Below are 17,693 nucleotides of genomic sequence, written 5' to 3' on the forward strand. Positions count from 1 at the left end.
TGTTACCCTTTTAGACACGTCCGGCGATGTCGGCGTTTACCGAGTTGAAGGCTGTATGGCACCCCGGATCAAAACCCGCGAGCGCATCATTCAAGGCAGCCTGGAGCTGTTCAATGCCCAGGGCGAGCGCAGCGTGACCACCAATCACATCGCCGCCCACCTGGGGATCTCGCCCGGCAATTTGTATTACTACTTCCGCAACAAGCAGGCGATCATCGCCGAGCTGTTTGTCGAGTATGAGAGTCGCGTTGACTTGTTTTTGCGCCCACCGGCTGGCCGGGCGCTGACCGTGAGCGACAAGACTTTTTACTTGGAGGCGTTGCTGGCGGCGATGTGGCATTACCGCTTTCTGCATCGCGATCTGGAACACCTGCTGGAAGCGGACCCCGAACTGGCGCAGCGCTACAGGTTGTTTGCCCAGCGTTGTCTGGTGGCGGCCCAGGGCATCTATCAAGGCTTTGTCGACGCCGACATTCTGTTAATGGACAGTGCGCAGATCGAGGCCTTGACCCTCAACAGCTGGATCATCCTGACCTCCTGGGTGCGTTTCCTCAGCACCACGCGCGGAGAGCATCTGGATATCAGCGAAGCGCAGTTGCGTCGTGGTATCTATCAGGTGCTGGCGCTGGAGAGTGGTTTCCTTTCCCCTGCTGCGCGCCCTGCCCTGCAGGTTTTGCACGACAAACTCTATGTGCCGCTGGCGCAGGTGCTTTAGGTTGGCGTCAATCTGCGCTTGATTGAATACGCTGAGCGGCGTCGTGGTAGACGGCGAGCTTGTCGCGCTTGCCTGTGGCGACAACCGACACCACTAAGCGAGCATCAATGACCTGATAAACAAGCCTATATCCATCAGCTAGAAGCTTGATCTTGTAGCAGTTATCCAGTCCGCGCAGTGCCATCGAGGCAATCCTTGGGTTGGCTAATCGCTCAGCTAGCTTCCTGGCGAAACGCTGCTGAATCTGCGGGCTGAGTTTTGTCCATTCCTTTTGTGCCGACCGTAAAAACTCAAGCTTGTATGGCGTCTTCAAATGTCAGGTTTCCATCTTGGTCGATGCGTGCAGCCACAGCAGGCTCATTGCTTTTAATGCGTTTTCTAACCAGCGCGGCTAGAGCGTCATCATCAGCAAGTTCGAGCAAAGCTTCATAAAGATGTGGGGGGACCGCGTAGAAGGCTGGTTCGTTGCGGTTCAAAATCGCTACCGCGTTACCTAGTCCTGCGTTGATGGTTCCCATAGGGTCTTTTTTCAGCTCAGTGATTGATGCTGCTACATCGGCATGAATTAAAAAGGCCATCGCTTATCACTCGGGGTCTAAAAGGGCACGAACCCACGTCGTCCATGACGCGGGTTCTTCATTGTCAGTAAAGCATCTAACATAGTGCTCCTAAAGGTGTCTTTCAAGGTGCTTTTTTGGTTGTGCGGCTATTGTCAGTAATTTGCGCTGTTAACCACTGCGGAATCCGCCGCTCCAGATAAAACCCCGGTGTGCGCAAACTGCCGTCGATAAAACCGACATGGCCGCCCTTGGCGTGCAGCTCCAGTTCGGTGGCTGGCGCCAGTTCGTCGGGTTCTGGCACGCTGTGACGGAACACGAAGGGATCGTCGGCGGCCTGAATCAGCAGGGTGGGGACGCGGATCGCGCCGAGGAAGTAGCGGCTGGACGCGCGGCGGTAGTAGTCGTCGGCGTCGGCGTAACCATGCAATGGCGCGGTGATCTGGCCGTCGAAATCCCAGAAAGTGCGCATGCCGTCCAGCGGCCCCAGCTGTTCCAGAATGCTCAGGTTTTGACTCGCACCGGCGTCGGCGAAGCGACGCTTCTTGGCCTGCACGTAGGCCGTCAGCTCGCGCATAAAGTGCGCCTGATACACGCGGGAAAAGCCCAGGCCGATGCGGTCGGCGCAGTGGTCCAGGCGAAACGGCACCGACACTGCCACCGCCGCCTGCAGGCCGGATTGCTCGCCACGTTCGCCGAGGTACTTGAGCAGCACATTGCCGCCCAGTGAATACCCTGCCGCATACAGCGGTGCTAGCGGCCGGGCGGCTTGCAGGTGGGCGATGACCAGGCCGAGGTCGTCGCTGACCCCGGAGTGGTAGCCGCGTGGCAACAGGTTCGGCTCGCCGGAACAGCCGCGCCAGTTCAGCGCCACGCTGGCCCAGCCTTGCGCGGCTAGGGCCTGTTGCTGGCCGAGAATGTAATGGGAGCTGGAGGAGCCGGTCAGCCCGTGCAGCAGCAACACCAGCGGCGCCTCGGCGTCGTGGGGGCCGTGCCAGTCCAGGTCGATAAAGTCGCCATCGGCCAGCCACAGCCGCTCACGCGTGCGCTCCAGCGAGATTGGCGTGCGCAGAAACGACGCCCAGAGGGTTTGCAGGTGAGCGCCGGGCAACCACCAGGCGGGTTTGAAGCTTGGGTTCATGGGTGTTGGCCGTAGCCCGGATGCAATCCGGGGGAGTCGATAGCGTGCCCCCGCGGTTAATCGAGGGGCGAGGGCTTAGGCGGCGCTGCGTTCCCACAGCGCGTAATACACCTGGCCGGCCTTCTGTTCGCGGTGCAGGCGCCAGTTGCCGGGCAGGCCGAGGCTGGAGGGCGGGTTTTCGCTTTCGGTGTAGACCCAGGCGTCGGCGGCCAGCCAGCCCTTTTCTTCCAGCAGGGTACAGGCCGGCAGCAGCAGGCCTTGGCTGAACGGCGGGTCGAGGAACACCAAGTCGAACGGTGTCGCGGGCTGTTGCTCCAGGTGGCGCAGGGCGTCGGTCTGCAGCAGTTGGCCGTTGTCGCAGCGCAGGGTCAGCAGGTGGCCGCGCAGGCTGTTGATGGCCGCGCTATTGAGGTCCAGGGCCAGGGCGCTGCCGGCGCCGCGCGACAGGGCTTCGAGAAACAGTGCGCCGCTGCCGGCGAACACATCCAGCACCTTGGCGCCTTCGACGTAGGGCGCTAGCCAGTTGAACAGCGTTTCGCGCACACGGTTGGGCGTGGGGCGCAGGCCGTGGGCCATGGGGAAGTCGAACTGGCGTGAGCGCCATTGGCCGCCAATGATCCGCAGCTGGCCTTGGCCGCTGTGGGCAGGGACGGCTTTGTGCGAGGGGGTGCGAGTGCGCATCAGTGCTCCGGGACGCCAGTAGGTTGTGCGGTGGGACGCTCAGTGGGCGGCGGCAGGGGTTGCTGCGCCACGGTTGGGCCGGCGCTGACGATCAGCATGGCCTCGGGGCTGAGGTGCTTGGCCATGGCGGTTTTCACCTGTTCGGCGCTGAGCACCTGGATCTGCGCCATGAAGTCTTCCAGGTAGGTCAGCGGCAGGTCGTAGAAGCCCATGGCGCCGAGCTGGCCGACGATGTCGGCGTTGCTGGCGGTGGACAGCGGGAAGCTGCCGGCCAGTTCGCGTTTGGCGTCGTCCAGTTCCTTCTGCGTCGGGCCGTTGGCCAGGTAGTCGCGCAGGATGTCCTGCACCAGCGTTAGGGCGCCTTCGCTGAGTTTCGCGCGGGTCTGCAGGTTGATCATGAACGGTCCGCGCGCCTGCATGGCGCTGAAGCCGGAGTAGATGCCGTAGGTCAGGCCACGCTTCTCGCGCACTTCTTCCATCAGGCGGGTGCCGAAGCCGCCGCCACCGAGGATCTGGTTGCCGATATACAGCGCGGCATAGTCGGGTTCGCGGCGGTCGATGCCGAGCTGGGCCAGCAGCAGGTGGGTCTGCTTGGAGGGGTGCTCGATATGCTGGCGGCCGGCTTTGGGCACGTCTGGCTGCGGGGTTTTGGCCAGGGCCGGGCCCTTGGGCAGGGCGGCCGAAACCTGGGCGCTGATGGCTTCGGCCTCGCTGCGGCTAAGGTCGCCGACCACGGCGATCACCGCGTTGCTGGCGGTGTAGGCCTTGGCGTGGAAGGCGCGCAGCTGTTCAAGCGTAATGGCTGGGATCGACTGGGCGTTGCCATCGCTTGAATGAGCATAGGGATGGCTGCCGTAGAGGGCTTCGAACAGGGCGATGCCGGCCAGTTTGCCGGGGTTCTGCTTCTGGTATTCAAAGCCGGCCAGCAGCTGGTTCTGGATGCGTGCCAGGGAGTCCGCCGGGAAGCTCGGCGCGCCCAGTACCTCGGTGAACAGCGCCAGGGCCGGTTCGCGCAGGTCGCGCTGGCTGAGGCTGCGCAGGCTGGCGACGGCCATGTCGCGGTAGGCGCCGTTGCCGAAGTGGGCGCCGAGGCCTTCGAAGCCTTCGGCGATGGCGCCGACGTCTTTGCCGGCAACGCCTTCATTGAGCATGGCGTTGGTCAGCATGGCCAGGCCGGGCACGTTGCCGTCTTGGCTGCTGCCGGCGGCGAAGGTCAGGCGCAGGTCGAACATCGGCAGTTGCGGCGCGGCCACAAACAGCACCTTGGCACCTTCGGCGGTTGTCCAGGTCTGGATATCCAGGACGCGGCGAGCCGGTGCCTGGCCGTCGAGGGCGGCCAGGGATTCCAGTGCGGGAGCAGCTGTTGCGCCCGGCGCAGTGGGTTCACTGGTGGAGGAACTCTGCATGGCCACCATCAGGCCGAGAAAGATCAGCAGGGTCAGGACGATCAGGCCCAGCACCCCATAGCGCATACCGTTACGCTCAGTCATGGCGGGTGTCCTCGGGAAGAATATGGGCAACGCTCAAGCGGTCGCGGGTGAAGTAGGTCTGTGCGGCCTGCTGGATGTCGCTGGGGGTGACGGCGCTCAGTTCGGCCAGCTCCGCGTCCATCAACTGCCAGGACAGGCCGACGGTTTCCAGCTGGCCAATAGTGGTGGCCTGGCTGGTGATCGAGTCGCGCTCATAGACCAGGCCGGCGATCACCTGAGCGCGCACGCGAGCCAGTTCCTCGGCGCTCGGCGGGGTGGTTTTCAGGTCTTCCAGTTGGCGCCAGAGGCCGGCTTCGACCTCGGTCAAGGTCTTGCCCTTTTGCACGTTGGGTGTGGCGCTGAGGACAAACAGGCTGTCACCGCGGGTGTAGGCGTCGTAGCTGGAGCCTGCCCCGGAGACCAGCTCTTCGCCGCGTTCCAGGCGGCTCGGTAGGCGTGCGCTGTAGCCGCCATCGAGCAGGGCGCCGATCAGGCGCAGGGCATGCACCTCGCGCGGGTTCTTGCTGGTGGCCAGGCCCGGCACGTTGAAGCCCATCATCAGGCTCGGCAGTTGGGTCGGCAGATGCAGGGTCAGCAGGCGCTGACCGGGGGTGCTCAGTTCCAGGGGGATTTGCGCCTGGGGCACCGGCCGTTGGGCGATGCTGCCGAAGTAGCGCTGCGCCAGGGCGTGGACCTCGCTGGGCACCACGTCACCGACCACCACCAGGGTGGCGTTGTTGGGCACGTACCAGGTTTCGTACCAGGCGCGCAGCTCCTCGACGGTCATGCGTTCGAGGTCAGCCATCCAGCCAATGGTCGGGGTGTGGTAGCCACTGGCGGGGAAGGCCAGGGCCTGGAAGCGCTCGTAGGCCTTGGCCGAGGGGTTGTCCTCGGTGCGCAGGCGACGCTCTTCCTTGATCACCTCGATCTCGCGCTTAAATTCTTCCGGCGGCAGGCGCAGGCTGGCCAGGCGGTCGGCCTCCAGCTCGAAGGCGACGCTCAGGCGGTCGCTGGCCAGCACTTGGTAATAGGCGGTGTAGTCGTCGCTGGTGAAGGCGTTTTCTTCCGCGCCCAGTTCGCGCAGCACCCTTGAGGATTCGCCGGGGCCGAGCTTGGCGCTGCCCTTGAACATCATGTGTTCGAGTGCGTGGGACAGGCCGGTCTTGCCCGGCGTCTCATAGCTGGAGCCAACCTTGTACCAAAGCTGGGAGACCACCACCGGGGCGCGGTGATCCTCACGCACGATCAGCTTGAGGCCGTTGTCCAGGCGAAATTCATGGGTGGCTGGGGCGCTGCTGGCGCCGGCCAGTGACGGCAGGCACAGGGCCAATAACAGCAGGCTGGTGGCGCTGCGAGTAAGTGACTTCATCGAATTATTTGACCTGTCAGACGGCCCGCGTGGCCTTAGCGTCGGCGGGTGAGGAGGTGCTAGGATACGCATCCGTTTTACTGGCGACCACGGCCAGTACTGCGACAAGCTGGTTTTGTCCGCGTAGCGCCCGTTTTTCCGGCGTTGGCGTGGTTGAACTGAGCTGTCGAGTAGCCGTGCTGCGCTTCCTTGAGATACCCGTGCCTCATGTTTGGTTCCGACGACGACAAGAAGACTCCGGGCGACTCCGGCGAGAAGAAAAGCCTGTTCGGCTGGATGCGTAAAAAGCCCCAGGGCGAAACCCCTGCTGCTCAAACGCCGGCCACCCCTAGCGCCGAGCCCTTGCCGGTCGCGCCTGCGCCCGAGGCTGCAGGCCCGGCTGTGCCGCAGCCACTGCCAGCGGCCGTTGTTACCGTTGAGGCGGTGGTTGAAGCAACGGTTGAGCCTGTTGCGCCTACCGTTGCCCCGCTGGTCAGTGACGCGCCAGCACCGGTGACACCGGCGGTGGTTGAGCCGGCGGCCAAGCCCGGTTTCTTTGCCCGCTTCAAGGCTGCTCCCGCCGTAGTGGAAACGCCTGTAGCAGCCACGCCTGCGCCGATCAGCGTGGCGCCTGCCGAGCCGGCTGCGCAGCCGGTCATCCCTGACGTGGCGGTAGTCGACGTCGCAGTCGTTACGCCTGCCGCGGCCGAGCCTGTGGTCGAGACTCCGGCTGTGCTACCTGAATTACCTGTGGCGCTGGTGGTTGCAACGCCTGTTGCGGCGCCCGAACCGGTTGCTGTGCTCGCGACTGTGGAAGCGGCGGTAGTCGAGGCTGTTGCTGTCAGCCCGGCGCCAGTCGAGGCACCAGCCAGTGATTTGTCGCTGGTTGTCGGTCCCAATTCTGATGCGCCCGCTGAATCCCCGACCAAGCCTGGTTTCTTCGCCCGTCTGTTGCCCGGCGCGGCGCCTGCTCCTGCTGCTAGCGAGATCGCGGCAAGCGCAACCGCAGCCCCGGTTGTCGTGCCTGTGGCAGAAACCACCGCCGCCGTGGTCAGTGCGGAAGAGCAAAAAGCCAGCTTCTTTGCCCGCCTCAAGCAGGGCCTGTCGAAGACCAGCGCCAGTCTCGGCGAGGGCATGGCGAGTCTGTTTCTCGGCAAAAAGGCCATCGACGACGATCTGCTGGACGAGATTGAAACCCGTTTGTTGACCGCCGACGTTGGCGTTGAAGCCACCACGGCCATCGTGCAAAGCCTGACCAAACGCGTGGCGCGTAAAGAGCTGGCCGACAGCGGTGCTCTGTACAAGGCGCTGCAGGAAGAACTGGCGGCGCTGCTGCGTCCGGTGGAAAAGCCGCTGCAGATCAGCGCGGCCAACAAGCCGTTCGTGATTCTGGTGGTCGGCGTCAACGGCGCTGGCAAGACCACCACCATCGGCAAGCTGGCCAAGAAGCTGCAGTTGGAAGGCAAGAAAGTCATGCTGGCCGCCGGCGACACCTTCCGCGCCGCCGCCGTCGAGCAGTTGCAGGTGTGGGGCGAGCGCAATCAGATTGCGGTCATCGCCCAGCACACCGGTGCCGACTCGGCTTCGGTAATCTTCGATGCGGTGCAGGCTGCCACTGCGCGCGGCATGGATGTGCTGATCGCTGACACCGCAGGGCGCTTGCACACCAAAGACAACCTGATGGAGGAGCTGAAGAAGGTCCGTCGGGTGATCGGCAAGCTGGACGACACGGCGCCCCACGAAGTGCTGCTGGTGCTGGATGCCGGCACCGGGCAGAACGCCATCAACCAGGCCAAGCAGTTCAATCAGACGGTCAACCTCACCGGCCTGGCGCTAACCAAGCTGGACGGCACCGCCAAGGGCGGGGTGATCTTCGCCCTGGCCAAGCAGTTTGCCTTGCCGATCCGTTATATCGGTGTTGGCGAAGGCATTGATGATTTGCGCACCTTCGAGGCGGAGCCGTTTGTGCGCGCCCTGTTCGATGGTCAGGAGCGTGCATGATTCGGTTTGAGCAGGTCGGCAAGCGTTACCCCAACGGCCACGTCGGCCTGCACGAGCTGAGTTTTCGCGTGCGCCGTGGCGAGTTCCTGTTCGTGACCGGCCACTCCGGCGCCGGCAAAAGTACTCTGCTGCGTTTGTTGTTGGCGATGGAGCGCCCCACCAGCGGCAAGCTGCTGCTGGCTGGTCAGGACCTGTCGACCATCACCAATGCGCAGATTCCGTTCCTGCGCCGGCAGATCGGCGTGGTGTTCCAGAACCACCAGCTGCTGTTCGATCGCACTGTATTCAACAACGTCGCCCTGCCGCTGCAGATTCTTGGCTTGTCCAAGGCCGATATCGCCAAGCGGGTGATGTCGGCCCTGGAGCGCGTCAGCCTGTCGGACAAGGCCGAGCAATACCCTGGCGACCTCTCCACCGGCCAGCAACAGCGCGTAGGCATTGCCCGCGCAGTGGTGCATCAGCCGGCGTTGCTGCTGGCGGACGAACCCACCGGTAACCTCGACCCGCGCCTGGCCGCGGAAATCATGGGCGTGTTTGAAGACATCAACCGCCTGGGTACCAGCGTGCTGATCGCCAGTCACGACCTGGCGCTGATTGCGCGCATGCGCCACCGCATGCTGACCCTGCAGCGCGGCCGCTTGATTGGTGACGGGGAGGCCAGCTGATGAGTGCCACACGTAATTCGCAACCGGCCGAACGGGTCGGCGGCAGCCCGAACAAGCCGGAAAAACCGGTCAGTGACGGCCCCAGCTTCCAGCAGTTGCTGCATGCCTGGGCCGAGAGTCATCGCACCAGCCTGATCGACAGCCTGCGCCGTCTGCTCAAACAGCCGATCGGCAGCTTCTTTACCTGTTTGGTGATGGCCATTGCCCTGAGCCTGCCGATGGGCTTGTCGTTGCTGTTGAGCAATGTCGAGCGTCTTGGCGGCTCCTGGCAGCGCGCCGCGCAGATTTCTCTGTTTCTCAAGCTGGAGGCCAGCCCGGCCGAGGCCCAGCGCCTGCGCGACGAGATTGCCGGAATGGACGACGTGGCCGCCGCCGACTGGATCAGCCGCGAGCAGGCCCTGGAAGAGTTCCAGCAGCTGTCGGGCCTCGGTGAGGCGCTCAAGGACTTGCCGGATAACCCGCTGCCGAGCGTGATTCTGGTCACCCCGGAAGTGGTCGATAAAGCCAATCTGGAGGCTCTGCGCTTGCGCCTGGCGGAGCAGCCGAATGTCGAGCAGGCACAGCTGGACCTGGTCTGGGTCGAGCGCTTGAGCGCCATTCTCAAGCTCGGCGAGCGTTTCGTCTTTGGTCTGACCCTGTTGTTGGTGTCGGCGCTGTTGCTGGTGATCGGCAATACCATTCGTCTGCACATCGAGAACCGCCGCACCGAAATCGAGGTCATTAAGCTGGTGGGTGGCACCGACAGCTATGTGCGTCGGCCGTTCCTCTATATGGGTGCGCTGTATGGCGTGGGTGCTGGCTTGCTGGCCTGGCTGGTGTTGGCCTTCGGCCTGGACTGGCTGAATGACGCCGTGGTGCGCCTGGCCGGCCTGTATGGCAGCGACTTCGCCCTGGGTGGCGTGCCGCCGGCCGATGGTCTGTCGCTGCTGCTGGGGGCGGTGTTGCTGGGCTATATTGGTGCCTGGCTGGCCGTCGCCCGCCACCTGCGCGAACTTGCACCAAGATAGTAAGTGTTTGTTTTTAATGGGTTTGTGTAAGTGTAAGGGAACTTTTCCTGCGGTTCCCTGACTAAATCGACAATGTTAGACTGCAGCCCGTTTCGTGAGTCGGAGGATTCGCATGACCACTTCTTTGCAACCTGTTTATGCCTTAGTCCCGGGTGCCAACCTGGAAGCCTATGTGCATGCGGTAAACAGCATTCCGCTGTTGAGCCCTGAGCAGGAGCGTGAATTGGGCGAGAGCCTGTTCTATCAGCAAGACCTGGAAGCGGCCCGCCAGATGGTGTTGGCCCACCTGCGTTTTGTCGTGCATATCGCCCGCAGTTACTCCGGTTATGGCTTGCCCCAGGCCGACCTGATCCAGGAAGGCAACGTCGGTCTGATGAAGGCCGTCAAGCGCTTCAATCCGGAGATGGGTGTGCGCCTGGTGTCCTTTGCCGTGCACTGGATCAAGGCGGAAATTCACGAGTTCATCCTGCGCAACTGGCGCATCGTTAAGGTCGCCACCACCAAGGCGCAGCGCAAGCTGTTCTTCAACCTGCGCAGCCAGAAGAAGCGTCTGGCCTGGCTGAGCAACGATGAAGTGCACGCCGTGGCGGAAAGCCTGGGCGTTGAGCCCCGTGAAGTGCGCGAGATGGAAAGCCGCCTGACGGGCCACGACATGGCCTTCGACCCGGCGGCTGATGACGATGACGACAAGGCGTTTCAGTCACCAGCCCACTACCTGCAGGATCATCGTTACGACCCTGCCGTGCAGTTGGAAGCTTCGGACTGGAGCGACAACTCCACTGCCCATCTGCACGAAGCGCTGGAAGGCCTGGATGAGCGCAGCCGCGACATCCTGCAGCAACGCTGGCTGGCGGAAGAGAAGGCCACCCTGCATGAGCTGGCGGCCAAGTACAACGTCTCTGCCGAGCGCATTCGCCAGCTGGAGAAAAACGCCATGAACAAGCTCAAGGGCTCGATCCAGGCGTAAGCGCAACACCCCCGAAAAGCCGCACACCGTGCGGCTTTTTTATGGCCATTGGTTTTTTGGGAGAGGTTCATGTCGATGCAACCACTGCGGGCTCAGCACTGGCTGTTGTTCGCCCTGCTGGCCGGGTTGTTTTTTGCCTGGGGCGCCTGGCTGATGCGTGGGCCGCAAGCGCCAACGCCGCTGCCATGGTTGGCCGACTGGCAGACGCGGGTACTGCAGCCGCTGGTAGAAGAGCGCCTGTCCCTTGCGGCCCTGAGTGCCCAGGTCGAGGGTGAGTTGTGGTTGCAGTCGCAACCCGCCGAGCAAGGAGCGCGCCTGCTCTATCGCGGGCCGGTGAGCGGGGACGAGGGGCTCTGGCAGGTGCAGGCCGAGGTGCAGCTGAGCAGCGCCGAGCGTGCCAGTCTGGTTAAGGCTGTGGGGCTGGCGCGCGAGGAGCAACCGCTGAGCGCGCAGATGGTCGGCCAGCTGGCTCGTCAGCCAATCGAGAGTGTGGAGTTCACGGCACCTCCCAGCGTACCGGCTGAGCGTGTGGCAGCGACCCTCGGGCAGCCGCGTCTGCGCTTGCCGTTGCCCGAGGGTGAAGCCTGGGTCTACCCGCAGTGGGGGCTGACGGTGCGGGTGCAGGATGACGTGGTGTTGACCCTGCACGCGGTACCCAAGCGCGCCATGCAGCGCTGAGTCGGTCTGTTTAGGGTTTGTCCGTCCAGCCCAGTGACCAGTGTGGTTGCAGCTGGTTTAGGTAGTGGCTGCCGCCCAGTTGCCACATCTGCTGGCGAATCCAGTTAGCCCGCCGGGCCACATAGGTGCTCGGCTTGGCCGGGTTCCAGGCCCGCGGGTTGGGCAATACCGCCGCCAGCAAGGCGGCCTGTTGCTTCGACAGGTAGGGCGCACCCTTGCCGAAGTGCGCGCGGGCGGCAGCTTCGGCACCGAATACACCATCGCCCCATTCGACGGTATTCAGGTACACCTCAAGAATTCGTTGTTTCGACCAGCACAGCTCGATCAAGCCGGTGAACCAGACCTCCAGGCCCTTGCGCAGCCAACTGCGGCCGGACCAGAGAAACAGGTTCTTGGCCACTTGCTGGCTGAGGGTGCTGGCGCCGCGCAGCGAGCCGCCGCGCTCGTTGTGGGCCAGGGCCGAGCGAATGGCGGCGAGATCAAAACCCCAGTGCTCGGCGAACTTCTGATCCTCGGCTGCAATCACGGCAATCTTCAGGTCGTCCGGCAACTGCTCCCACGGCCGCCATTGGCGTTGCAGGTCGATTGGCTTGCCGTCCAGCCAGGACTCGATCTTGCGTTCGACCATCAGGGCGCTGCCCAGCGGTGGCACCCAGCGCATCACCACCACCAGCACTACAGAGGTCACGGCCGCCGCGAGCAGGAGCTTGAAAAAACGACGGAGCAGGGATCGCGGCATGGATGGCTTGGCCAGGTGGGGTGGGCGGGCCATTATAGCCAGCGTATTGCTGCTGTCTGGAGGTTCTCTATGTTCCGTGTGTTGCTGTTGCTGGCTGCGTTGTTCGGTTTTACTGGTGTGGGGCTGGGTGCCTTTGCTGCCCATGGCTTGAAAGGGCAGTTGTCCGCCGAGTACCTGGCGGTGTTTCAGACCGGGGTGCATTACCAGATGCTGCATGCCCTGGCGTTGTTGGCGCTGGCTGCGTTGTGGCAACGCCTGGGCGGGCGTCTGTTGAGGGCTGCGGGGGTGTGCTTCTGTGTCGGCATTCTGCTGTTCAGCGGCAGCCTGTATGCCCTGACGCTGAGTGGCATAGGTGCCTTGGGCATGATCACGCCTGTGGGTGGCCTGATGTTTCTGGCGGGTTGGTTCTGTCTGGGCCTGGCTGCCTGGCGTCTGCCGGCACGCGTCGGTTGAGCTAGACCAGTGGCGGCCTTTGGTCTTGGTCATCGCCGGTGATCGGGCTAGAATGCGGGCCCCTTCGAGTTGCACACGGTTTGTCATGCACATTCAGTTGAACGGTGAAACAGTAGAGTTGCCCGATGGTGCCACCGTCGCGGACCTGCTCGTGCAGCTGCAACTGACTGAGCGCCGCGTGGCGGTAGAACTCAATCTGGACATCGTGCCGCGCAGTCAGCATGCCAGCCGCCAGTTGCAGCCAGGTGATGTGCTGGAAGTGGTGCATGCGATTGGCGGCGGTTAACGCCGCTAAGGAGTTTTCATGAGCCTGATCCAAACCCCCAACGACAAACCCTTTGTACTGGCCGGGCGTACCTACCAGTCGCGTTTGTTGGTGGGCACTGGCAAGTACCGCGACCTCGAAGAAACCCGCCTGGCCATTGAGGCCTCGGGGGCGGAGATCGTGACCGTGGCGGTGCGCCGCACAAACATTGGCCAGAATCCGGGCGAGCCCAATCTGCTCGACGTGTTGCCGCCGGATCGCTACACCATCCTGCCCAATACTGCCGGTTGCTTTGACGCCATCGAGGCGGTGCGCACCTGTCGTTTGGCCCGTGAGCTGCTGGACGGCCGCAACTTGGTCAAGCTGGAAGTGCTGGCCGACCAGAAGACCCTGTTTCCCAACGTCATCGAAACCCTCAAGGCCGCCGAAGTACTGGTCAAGGAAGGCTTCGACGTGATGGTGTACACCAGCGATGACCCGATCATTGCCCGCCAGTTGGCCGAAATCGGCTGCATCGCAGTAATGCCGCTGGCGGGCCTGATCGGCACCGGCCTGGGCATCTGCAACCCTTACAACCTGCGCATCATCCTCGAAGAGGCCAAGGTGCCGGTGTTGGTGGATGCCGGCGTGGGCACCGCCTCGGATGCCACCATCGCCATGGAGTTGGGGTGCGAGGCGGTGCTGATGAACAGCGCCATCGCCCATGCCCAGCATCCGGTGCTGATGGCTCAGGCCATGCAGCATGCGGTGATCGCCGGGCGCATGGCCTATCTGGCCGGGCGTATGCCGAAAAAACTCTACGCCAGCGCCTCGTCGCCGCTGAACGGGCTGATCGCCTGAGCCGCGCCTGCTGGCAAGAACCCTATTACTCAAGAGTAGATCCATGACTGAATCGCACGAGCCTGCGGCACCTGCCGAGGAACAGCGCCACATGCGCGCCATCAAGAGCTTCGTCATGCGCGCTGGACGCATGACCGAAGGCCAGCAGCGTGGCCTTGAGCAGGGCTTGCCCAAGTTCGGCCTGGAGCTGGCCGACGGCCTGCGCGACTTCGATCAGGTGTTTGGCCGCAGTGCGCCGCGCACCTTCGAAATCGGCTTTGGCATGGGCCATTCAACCCTACTGATGGCCGCGGCCGCGCCGGAGCAGGACTTTATCGGCGTCGAGGTTCATCGCCCCGGTGTCGGTGCTTTGTTGAATGGCGCGCTGGCGCAGAATCTGAGCAACATCCGCGTCTACACTTGTGATGCGTTGGAAGTGCTACGCGATTGCGTTGCCGATGCCAGCCTTGACCGGGTGCTGTTGTACTTCCCCGATCCATGGCACAAGTCGCGCCATCACAAGCGCCGCATCGTTAAGGCGGAGTTCGCCGAGTTGGTGCGCCAGAAGCTCAAGGTTGGCGGTGTGCTGCACATGGCCACCGACTGGGAGCCCTATGCGGAGTACATGCTGGAGGTCATGCAGGTGGCGCCGGGTTATCGTAACCTGGCAGCCGATGGCCGCTGTGTCGAGCGCCCCAGCGAGCGCCCGGTCACCAAGTTTGAACGGCGCGGCGAGCGCCTCGGTCATGGTGTCTGGGATCTGAAATTTGCACGGGTAGATTGACCTGATTTCAACGCGGTACAGCCAAGCGCAGTCGTTTTTATATGCCCTGCCCATGGCTGCAAGGATGATTAAACAGACCGGGCCACCCGGCACAGGCATGGAGTCCTGCCAACGATTAATACCCAACCGTCATGGTTGTCGGTATTCACAGGGCGCTGCAGTTTCTGCGCGCTGCAAGGAGATGGCGGTGTTAAGACAATTTGCAATCCTGCTACTAGCTGGCTGTGCCTTCCAGGCGCAGGCCAAAGTCGACATGACCCAGGCCGCACGCCTGGGCTCCGATCTGACCCCCCTGGGGGCCGAGCGCGCCGGCAATGCCGCGGGGACCATTCCTGCCTGGGATGGTGGCCTCACCAGTGCGCCGGCGGGTTACCAGCCGGGCATGCATCACCTTGATCCGTTCAAGGCCGATGCCGTGCAGTACGTGATCAACAGCAAGAACATGGGCCAATACCAGGCCATGCTGCCGGAAGGCTTGAAAACCCTGCTGCAAAAGCAGCCCGAGTATTTTCTTCAGGTCTACCCGACCCGCCGCAGTGCTTCGGCCCCGCAACGGATCTACGACGCTACGCGGATGAACGCCCTGAATGCCGAGCTGATTTCCGGCGGTAACGGGGTTGAAGGGGTGGCGGCCGGTGCGCCGTTCCCGCTGCCCAAGGATGGCCAGGAAGCCATCTGGAACCACATCATGCGTTACCGTGGTGAGCAGATTCACTTCGTCACCAATCAGGCGGCGGTGCTCAGCAATGGCAGCTACACCCTGCTCAAGCTGGAGCGGGACATCTACTTCCTGTACGGCCGCGACGGCATGACCCCGCAAGGGCTGAACAACACCCTGTTCTACTACAAGTACAACGTAGTGGCGCCGTCGAAGCTAGCCGGCTCCGCCCTGGTGGTGCAGGAAACCCTCGATCAGGTCCTGGCGATCCGTAAAGCCTGGCGTTTCAGCCGCGGCGAGCGTCGTGTGCGTCGTCTGCCGATGCTGGCCTACGATTCGTTGCAGCCGGACACCAACGGCATGGCCACCGCCGACGTGGTCGACTCCTACAACGGCGCACCGGACCGTTACGAGTGGACCCTGAGTGGCAAGCGCGAAATGCTGGTGCCCTACAACAGCTATGCCGTGCACCAGCAAGGCATTCCCTACGAGGACATTCTCAAGGACAAGACCGTCAACCCGCAGCTGCTGCGTTACGAGCTGCACCGCGTGTGGGTGGTCGAGGCCAACTTGCGCAAAGGCTTCAGCCATCCGTATGCCAAGCGTCGCTTCTATCTGGACGAGGACAGCTGGCAGATCCTGGCGGTGGACGTCTACGACAAGAAGGGCACCCTGGTCGGCCTGCAGGAAAGCCATCCGATCAATTACTACGATGCGCCAATGTTCGGCAGCACCCTGGAAACCATCTACGACTTCCCGGGTAATCGCTACTTTGCCGATGGCCTGGACAACAACGAGCCGATGTACGACTTCAAGGCCAAGCTGGCGCCGATCGACTTTACCCCGCAGGCCCTGCGCCGCGAAGGTAACTGAGGCCGCAAGGTGTGCAGCAAAAAAACCGCCTTCGGGCGGTTTTTTTCTGTCCGGTGTTTAGTCGATGAGTTCGGCGCCGAGGATGGTGGCTTCCGGCATGCTGGGTGGCGCGGGGCACACCTGCAGGTACTTGATGCTCTCGCGGGGAATCAGCAGCAGGTCGCCGTCGACCTCGATGCTGATAAACGGCGACTCCAGCTGCATGCGCAGCAAGCGCGCAATTTGCGCCGGTTCGCCGCGTTGCTGGGGGAAGCGCAGGGCCAGGCGTTGGCCGTCTTGAAAATACAAATACAGGTGCTTGATGGCTTTCATGCAGGGCTCCTCCGGTGGCCGACGGCCAGCCGCGCAGCCACGGAATCAGCTGCGGTCGGCCAGCACGCCGATAAGGAAGAAGACTAGTAGCAATACCGGCGCCAGGGTGTAGTTGTTGAAATAACCCAAGGCATGGGCCAGCCAGGGCGTCAGGAAGATGATCGCCAGGCCGTAGCCGACGGCGCAGACCAGCACGAAAATCAGGGTGCGCAGGACGAAATTCAGGCCGCCGATGGAGCGTTGCACCCAGGCATTCAGGCCGGGGCCGAACAGCACGAACAGGGTGGCCATCAGGGCCAGGGAGATATCGCCCAGGTGGCTGCGGCTCCAGCGCGACAGGGTGGCGATCAGGTCGAGAAGCATGTCCATGAGAGTCCTTAGCAAAGCAGCGCAATGCAGATGCGCTAGGTGAGGAAGTACTGCAGCAGGTCGTTGAGAAACAGTTGCCCTTCGCGACTGGCGGTCAGCCGTTGCGGGTCACTCAGAAGCAGGCCACGGGCTTCGGCTTCGGCACGGGCGGTGCTCAAGACGCTGAGCGGCAAACCGGTGCGCTGAGTAAACAGGGCGCTGCTGCAGCCGTCGTTGAGGCGCAGCACATTCATCAGGAATTCGAAGGGCAGCTCTTCGCTGGTGAGCGCGCGCTCGCCGGCAAGAAAGGCTTTGTCCGGGTCCAGGTAGTCCTTGGGTAGGCGGGTCTTCCAAGTGCGCACGATCTGCCCGCTCGGGCTGCTGAGCTTGCCGTGGGCGCCGGCGCCGATGCCGATAAAGTCGCCGAAGCTCCAGTAATTGAGGTTATGCCGGGCCTGGTGGCCGGCACGGGCATAGGCCGAAACTTCGTACTGCAGGTAGCCATGCTCGGCGAGCAATTGCTGGCCGGCCTCTTGAATGTCCCAGAGGGTGTCGTCTTCCGGCAGGGTCGGCGGCTGGCTCCAGAACACCGTGTTCGGTTCCATGGTCAGCTGGTACCACGACAGGTGGGTCGGCTGCTGGGCGATAGCGATGCGCAGGTCGCTCAAGGCGTCCTCGATCGACTGGTCCGGCAGGCCGTGCATCAGGTCGAGGTTGAAGTTGTCGAAGCCGGCGGCGCGGGCCATGTCGGCGGCGCGAATCGCCTCGTCGCCGTCGTGGATGCGGCCCAGGGCTTTGAGCTTATCGGCCTGAAAACTCTGCACGCCGATGGACAGGCGATTGATGCCGAGTTGGCGGTAGGCCTGGAATTTGGCCTGCTCAAAGGTGCCGGGGTTGGCCTCCAGGGTGATTTCGATGTCGGCAGCAAACCCGATGCGTTGCTCCACGCCAGCCAGCAGACGGCCGAGGGCGGCGGCGCTGAACAGGCTTGGAGTGCCGCCGCCGAAGAAGATCGAACTCAGTTGGCGGCCGTGCACATGGCTAAGGTCGGCGTCGAGGTCGGCCAGCAGGGCGTCGACATACTCCTGTTCCGGCAGCGTTGGGCCGGCGGCGTGGGAGTTGAAATCGCAGTACGGGCATTTGCGCACGCACCAGGGAATATGGATGTACAAGGCAAGCGGCGGGAGCTGCAAACTCCCGCCGTCGGGCATAC

At 63.1% G+C, this 17,693-nt stretch carries 21 protein-coding genes; 11 read left to right on the plus strand and 10 right to left on the minus strand.

Features of this window, described 5'->3' with window-relative positions; genetic code table 11:
• Positions 1-55 precede the first annotated feature (55 nt).
• A complete protein-coding gene (locus AC56DI_RS15970; RefSeq protein WP_496347025.1) occupies positions 56-715 on the plus strand; it encodes a TetR/AcrR family transcriptional regulator in 660 nt (219 codons plus the stop codon).
• Between the two features lie 7 nt (positions 716-722).
• Here the strand turns inward: AC56DI_RS15970 and AC56DI_RS15975 are convergent, their stop codons facing one another.
• The 6 genes from AC56DI_RS15975 to AC56DI_RS16000 all read right to left on the minus strand — a co-directional run bounded on the left by AC56DI_RS15975 (position 723) and on the right by AC56DI_RS16000 (position 5,932).
• Entirely contained in the window at positions 723-1,028 is a 306-nt protein-coding gene (locus tag AC56DI_RS15975; RefSeq protein WP_496347026.1) for a type II toxin-antitoxin system RelE family toxin, read from the minus strand.
• Positions 1,006-1,293: a type II toxin-antitoxin system Phd/YefM family antitoxin gene (locus AC56DI_RS15980; RefSeq protein WP_496347027.1), complete on the minus strand. Its 288-nt coding sequence runs from the start codon at positions 1,291-1,293 to the stop codon at positions 1,006-1,008. Before AC56DI_RS15980 ends, AC56DI_RS15975 begins: the two co-directional genes overlap by 23 nt.
• Positions 1,294-1,396: 103 nt before the next feature.
• Positions 1,397-2,413: a hydrolase gene (locus AC56DI_RS15985; protein WP_496347028.1), complete on the minus strand. Its 1,017-nt coding sequence runs from the start codon at positions 2,411-2,413 to the stop codon at positions 1,397-1,399.
• Positions 2,414-2,488: 75 nt separating this feature from the next.
• On the minus strand, positions 2,489-3,094 hold the full coding sequence (gene rsmD / locus AC56DI_RS15990; RefSeq protein WP_496347029.1) for a 16S rRNA (guanine(966)-N(2))-methyltransferase RsmD: 606 nt from the start codon (positions 3,092-3,094) through the stop codon (positions 2,489-2,491).
• Positions 3,094-4,584: a M16 family metallopeptidase gene (locus tag AC56DI_RS15995; protein ID WP_496347030.1), complete on the minus strand. Its 1,491-nt coding sequence runs from the start codon at positions 4,582-4,584 to the stop codon at positions 3,094-3,096. The genes rsmD and AC56DI_RS15995 overlap by 1 nt, the downstream gene beginning before the upstream one ends.
• A complete protein-coding gene (locus AC56DI_RS16000; protein WP_496347031.1) occupies positions 4,577-5,932 on the minus strand; it encodes a M16 family metallopeptidase in 1,356 nt (451 codons plus the stop codon). Before AC56DI_RS16000 ends, AC56DI_RS15995 begins: the two co-directional genes overlap by 8 nt.
• A gap of 207 nt (positions 5,933-6,139) precedes the next feature.
• Between AC56DI_RS16000 and ftsY the strand changes: the two genes are divergently transcribed.
• From ftsY to AC56DI_RS16025, 5 genes are all read left to right on the plus strand, one after another.
• Positions 6,140-7,912 (plus strand): signal recognition particle-docking protein FtsY, encoded by a 1,773-nt coding sequence (gene ftsY / locus AC56DI_RS16005; protein WP_496347032.1) that lies wholly within the window; start codon positions 6,140-6,142, stop codon positions 7,910-7,912.
• Positions 7,909-8,577, plus strand: a complete 669-nt coding sequence (ftsE, locus tag AC56DI_RS16010) for a cell division ATP-binding protein FtsE (protein ID WP_324518864.1) — start codon at positions 7,909-7,911, stop codon at positions 8,575-8,577. The genes ftsY and ftsE overlap by 4 nt, the downstream gene beginning before the upstream one ends.
• Positions 8,577-9,584, plus strand: coding sequence for a permease-like cell division protein FtsX (ftsX, locus tag AC56DI_RS16015; RefSeq protein WP_496347033.1), 1,008 nt, complete (start codon positions 8,577-8,579; stop codon positions 9,582-9,584). The genes ftsE and ftsX overlap by 1 nt, the downstream gene beginning before the upstream one ends.
• Positions 9,585-9,696: 112 nt before the next feature.
• Positions 9,697-10,551, plus strand: a complete 855-nt coding sequence (gene rpoH / locus AC56DI_RS16020; protein WP_422588672.1) for an RNA polymerase sigma factor RpoH — start codon at positions 9,697-9,699, stop codon at positions 10,549-10,551.
• A 69-nt stretch (positions 10,552-10,620) separates the two neighbouring features.
• Positions 10,621-11,229 carry a hypothetical protein gene (locus tag AC56DI_RS16025; RefSeq protein WP_496347034.1) on the plus strand — a complete coding sequence of 203 codons (609 nt, stop codon included), beginning with the start codon at positions 10,621-10,623 and terminating at the stop codon, positions 11,227-11,229.
• A 10-nt stretch (positions 11,230-11,239) separates the two neighbouring features.
• Here the strand turns inward: AC56DI_RS16025 and mtgA are convergent, their stop codons facing one another.
• The gene (mtgA, locus tag AC56DI_RS16030) at positions 11,240-11,968 is read right to left on the minus strand and encodes a monofunctional biosynthetic peptidoglycan transglycosylase (RefSeq protein ID WP_496347035.1); all 729 of its coding nucleotides are present in this window, start codon (positions 11,966-11,968) and stop codon (positions 11,240-11,242) included.
• A gap of 69 nt (positions 11,969-12,037) precedes the next feature.
• Here mtgA and AC56DI_RS16035 point away from each other — a divergent pair, with 69 nt between their 5' ends.
• The 5 genes from AC56DI_RS16035 (at position 12,038) to AC56DI_RS16055 (ending at position 15,820) form a co-directional block, all read left to right on the plus strand.
• Complete coding sequence (locus tag AC56DI_RS16035; RefSeq protein ID WP_496347036.1) at positions 12,038-12,421, plus strand: DUF423 domain-containing protein; 384 nt, start codon at positions 12,038-12,040, stop codon at positions 12,419-12,421.
• Between the two features lie 85 nt (positions 12,422-12,506).
• Complete coding sequence (thiS, locus tag AC56DI_RS16040; protein WP_324518856.1) at positions 12,507-12,707, plus strand: sulfur carrier protein ThiS; 201 nt, start codon at positions 12,507-12,509, stop codon at positions 12,705-12,707.
• Positions 12,708-12,725: 18 nt separating this feature from the next.
• Positions 12,726-13,526, plus strand: a complete 801-nt coding sequence (locus AC56DI_RS16045; protein WP_324518854.1) for a thiazole synthase — start codon at positions 12,726-12,728, stop codon at positions 13,524-13,526.
• Positions 13,527-13,617: 91 nt separating this feature from the next.
• A complete protein-coding gene (gene trmB, locus AC56DI_RS16050) occupies positions 13,618-14,289 on the plus strand; it encodes a tRNA (guanosine(46)-N7)-methyltransferase TrmB (protein WP_324518981.1) in 672 nt (223 codons plus the stop codon).
• Positions 14,290-14,470: 181 nt separating this feature from the next.
• The gene (locus AC56DI_RS16055; protein WP_496347037.1) at positions 14,471-15,820 is read left to right on the plus strand and encodes a DUF1329 domain-containing protein; all 1,350 of its coding nucleotides are present in this window, start codon (positions 14,471-14,473) and stop codon (positions 15,818-15,820) included.
• 57 nt (positions 15,821-15,877) lie between these two features.
• Here the strand turns inward: AC56DI_RS16055 and AC56DI_RS16060 are convergent, their stop codons facing one another.
• Genes AC56DI_RS16060 through hemW form a run of 3 tightly spaced genes read right to left on the minus strand, consistent with a single transcriptional unit; the run spans position 15,878 to position 17,691 of the window.
• Complete coding sequence (locus AC56DI_RS16060) at positions 15,878-16,132, minus strand: hypothetical protein (protein WP_496347038.1); 255 nt, start codon at positions 16,130-16,132, stop codon at positions 15,878-15,880.
• Positions 16,133-16,177: 45 nt separating this feature from the next.
• The gene (locus AC56DI_RS16065) at positions 16,178-16,501 is read right to left on the minus strand and encodes a DUF3392 domain-containing protein (protein WP_324518848.1); all 324 of its coding nucleotides are present in this window, start codon (positions 16,499-16,501) and stop codon (positions 16,178-16,180) included.
• Positions 16,502-16,536: 35 nt separating this feature from the next.
• Positions 16,537-17,691 carry a radical SAM family heme chaperone HemW gene (gene hemW, locus AC56DI_RS16070; protein WP_496347535.1) on the minus strand — a complete coding sequence of 385 codons (1,155 nt, stop codon included), beginning with the start codon at positions 17,689-17,691 and terminating at the stop codon, positions 16,537-16,539.
• Between the last annotated feature and the right edge of the window lie 2 nt (positions 17,692-17,693).

This window comes from Pseudomonas sp. BGA-UO-ETr-WB11, from assembly GCF_059567785.1.

Excerpts from the sequence above, each read along its gene's own strand:
- rsmD (WP_496347029.1), bottom strand. The coding sequence starts at position 3,094 with ATGCGCACTCGCACCCCCTCGCACAAAGCCGTCCCTGCCCACAGCGGC.
- rpoH (WP_422588672.1), top strand. The coding sequence starts at position 9,697 with ATGACCACTTCTTTGCAACCTGTTTATGCCTTAGTCCCGGGTGCCAAC.
- AC56DI_RS16035 (WP_496347036.1), top strand. The coding sequence starts at position 12,038 with ATGTTCCGTGTGTTGCTGTTGCTGGCTGCGTTGTTCGGTTTTACTGGT.
- ftsY (WP_496347032.1), top strand. The coding sequence starts at position 6,140 with ATGTTTGGTTCCGACGACGACAAGAAGACTCCGGGCGACTCCGGCGAG.
- thiS (WP_324518856.1), top strand. The coding sequence starts at position 12,507 with ATGCACATTCAGTTGAACGGTGAAACAGTAGAGTTGCCCGATGGTGCC.
- hemW (WP_496347535.1), bottom strand. The coding sequence starts at position 17,691 with ATGCCCGACGGCGGGAGTTTGCAGCTCCCGCCGCTTGCCTTGTACATC.
- ftsX (WP_496347033.1), top strand. The coding sequence starts at position 8,577 with ATGAGTGCCACACGTAATTCGCAACCGGCCGAACGGGTCGGCGGCAGC.
- AC56DI_RS16060 (WP_496347038.1), bottom strand. The coding sequence starts at position 16,132 with ATGAAAGCCATCAAGCACCTGTATTTGTATTTTCAAGACGGCCAACGC.
- AC56DI_RS15980 (WP_496347027.1), bottom strand. The coding sequence starts at position 1,293 with ATGGCCTTTTTAATTCATGCCGATGTAGCAGCATCAATCACTGAGCTG.
- mtgA (WP_496347035.1), bottom strand. The coding sequence starts at position 11,968 with ATGCCGCGATCCCTGCTCCGTCGTTTTTTCAAGCTCCTGCTCGCGGCG.
- AC56DI_RS16055 (WP_496347037.1), top strand. The coding sequence starts at position 14,471 with ATGGCGGTGTTAAGACAATTTGCAATCCTGCTACTAGCTGGCTGTGCC.
- ftsE (WP_324518864.1), top strand. The coding sequence starts at position 7,909 with ATGATTCGGTTTGAGCAGGTCGGCAAGCGTTACCCCAACGGCCACGTC.
- AC56DI_RS16065 (WP_324518848.1), bottom strand. The coding sequence starts at position 16,501 with ATGGACATGCTTCTCGACCTGATCGCCACCCTGTCGCGCTGGAGCCGC.
- AC56DI_RS16000 (WP_496347031.1), bottom strand. The coding sequence starts at position 5,932 with ATGAAGTCACTTACTCGCAGCGCCACCAGCCTGCTGTTATTGGCCCTG.
- AC56DI_RS16025 (WP_496347034.1), top strand. The coding sequence starts at position 10,621 with ATGTCGATGCAACCACTGCGGGCTCAGCACTGGCTGTTGTTCGCCCTG.
- AC56DI_RS15985 (WP_496347028.1), bottom strand. The coding sequence starts at position 2,413 with ATGAACCCAAGCTTCAAACCCGCCTGGTGGTTGCCCGGCGCTCACCTG.
- trmB (WP_324518981.1), top strand. The coding sequence starts at position 13,618 with ATGCGCGCCATCAAGAGCTTCGTCATGCGCGCTGGACGCATGACCGAA.
- AC56DI_RS16045 (WP_324518854.1), top strand. The coding sequence starts at position 12,726 with ATGAGCCTGATCCAAACCCCCAACGACAAACCCTTTGTACTGGCCGGG.
- AC56DI_RS15995 (WP_496347030.1), bottom strand. The coding sequence starts at position 4,584 with ATGACTGAGCGTAACGGTATGCGCTATGGGGTGCTGGGCCTGATCGTC.
- AC56DI_RS15970 (WP_496347025.1), top strand. The coding sequence starts at position 56 with ATGGCACCCCGGATCAAAACCCGCGAGCGCATCATTCAAGGCAGCCTG.